Origin of the sequence: Allosphingosinicella sp. (assembly GCF_036387215.1) — a bacterium.
Taxonomy (GTDB): domain Bacteria; phylum Pseudomonadota; class Alphaproteobacteria; order Sphingomonadales; family Sphingomonadaceae; genus Allosphingosinicella.
Map to the genome: position 1 here is coordinate 1 of NZ_DASVUE010000414.1, position 1,618 is coordinate 1,618.

Consider the following 1,618-nt stretch of genomic DNA (forward strand, 5'->3'; position numbering starts at 1 on the left):
GCCTAACCCCACGCGCTGCATGCCGACTTTCCTGGATTTCGAAAAGCCGCTCTCCGAGCTGGACACGCGCCTCAACGAGTTGCGCGAGACTGCCGAGGCGGGTTCGATCAACATCGATGCCGAGATCGAGCGGCTTCAGGCGAAGTCGGAGCGGATGCTTCGCGAGACCTATGCCAAGCTCACGCCATGGCAGAAGACCCAGGTCGCGCGGCACCCGGAGCGGCCGCACTTCAAGGATTATGTCGCCGGCCTCGTGCAGGATTTCGTGCCGCTCTCCGGCGACCGCGCGTTTGGAGACGACCAGGCGATCATCGGCGGGCTCGGCCGCATGCGCGGCCGCAAGGTTATGCTGATCGGCCACGAGAAGGGCGACGATACTGCAAGTCGCCTGCGCCACAATTTCGGGATGGCTAAGCCCGAAGGGTATCGAAAGGCGATCCGCCTGATGCGCCTTGCCGATCGGTTCGGCCTCCCGGTGGTGACGCTGGTGGACACGCCGGGCGCCTTCCCCGGCGTTCAGGCCGAGGAGCGCGGGCAGGCCGAGGCGATCGCACGCTCCACCGAAGAATGCCTGTCGCTGTCCGTGCCGCTGGTGGCCGTCATCGTCGGCGAAGGCGGCTCGGGCGGAGCGATCGCGCTTGCCGCCGCCAATCGCGTGCTGATGCTCGAACATTCCGTCTACGCAGTGATCTCGCCGGAAGGCTGTGCTTCGATCCTGTGGCGGAGCGGCGATCGCGCCGCGGACGCGGCCGAAGCGATGCGGGTGACTGCGGCCGACTTGAAGCAGCTCGGGGTTATCGAGCGGATCGTCCCCGAGCCGCTCGGCGGCGCTCACCGGCGTCCGGAGGAGGCGATCAAGTCGCTCGGGGACGCCCTGAGCGAGGAATTGCAGGCGCTCTCCGTCAAGACCGGCGAGGAGTTGCGCGCGGAGCGGCGGGCCAAGTTCCTGGCGATCGGCTGATCTCCCGCTTCAGGCCAGGGTAAAGGAACCCGCCTCCGGCGCTCCGCGTTCGTTTCGCGACGACAATCGTTGCGTAACAGGAGTATCCACCATGAGGACCAGAACGCTTTTGGCGTTGACGGCGTCGCTCGCCGCGATGGCATTCGCGAGCCAGGGCACCGCGCAGAAGGCGCCGCGTGCAATATCCCAGTCCGCCGCGCGCACCGCCGCCCAGCAGCATCCCCAGCTGGTGGAGGAATTCGGAGGCGCCGAAACGGGCGCCCGGGCCGCTTATGTGACGACGATCGGACGGCGGATCGCTTCCGTCTCCGGGGTTCCGGGCGGCGGCAACGGCGTCTTCACGATCACCACGCTCAACTCGCCCGTCATGAACGCCTTCGCGGTCCCGGGCGGATACGTTTACATCACGCGCCAGCTGCTCGGGCTGATGGACGACGAGGCCGAACTTGCCTCGGTGCTCGGCCACGAGATCGGACACATCGCCGCGCGGCATCCGGAGCGGCGCCAATCCACTGCAACCCGCAACACCATTCTCGGTGCGCTCGGCCAGCTCGTCGTGGGCGCCGTGGCGGGGAATTCCGGGCTCGGCCAGCTCCTGCAGAAAGGCATCGGCCAGGGAAGCCAGATCCTGACCCTCAGCTTCTCGCGCGAGCAGGA

The 1,618-nt window shown here is 67.4% G+C and carries 2 protein-coding genes; both read left to right on the forward strand.

Annotated elements, in window-relative coordinates:
* The first annotated feature begins 19 nt into the window (after positions 1-19).
* Positions 20-961 carry an acetyl-CoA carboxylase carboxyltransferase subunit alpha gene (locus VF662_RS15795; protein WP_464142909.1) on the forward strand — a complete coding sequence of 314 codons (942 nt, stop codon included), beginning with the start codon at positions 20-22 and terminating at the stop codon, positions 959-961.
* Between the two features lie 91 nt (positions 962-1,052).
* Positions 1,053-1,618: M48 family metalloprotease (locus tag VF662_RS15800; protein WP_464142908.1), on the forward strand; the 566-nt coding region annotated here is incomplete at its 3' end.